Annotated in this window: 1 pseudogene; it reads left to right on the forward strand. The window is 74.7% G+C overall.

Annotation, left to right across the window (positions count from 1 at the left end):
• Nucleotides 1-348 (forward strand): annotated as a pseudogene (locus DEIPI_RS38705) (DNA replication/repair protein RecF); the annotation flags it as partial.

Below are 348 nucleotides of genomic sequence, written 5' to 3' on the forward strand. Positions count from 1 at the left end.
TCAGCGCCCGCTACGCGCACACGCTGGGGCTGTACGAGCGGCACCTCGCGCAGCGCAACGCCGCCCTGCGCGCGGGCGAGAACTGGGCGATGGACGTCTGGGACCACAAGCTCGCGGAGCTCGGCTCGGAACTGCTCGGCCTGCGAAGGCGCATCGTCACGCGGCTGGACCCCCTGACCCGGGAGGCCCACGCGGCGCTCGGCGGGCACAAACCGCTCGCGCTGCGCCTCACCGAGAGCACCACCCCGGAGACCTTCCTGCACGACCTCACCCGGCGCCGCGACGAGGAGGTCGCGCGCGGCGCGACCCTCTCGGGCCCGCACCGCGACGACCTCACGCTGGAGCTCG

The organism is Deinococcus pimensis DSM 21231 (genome assembly GCF_000519345.1).
Lineage (GTDB): Bacteria > Deinococcota > Deinococci > Deinococcales > Deinococcaceae > Deinococcus_A > Deinococcus_A pimensis.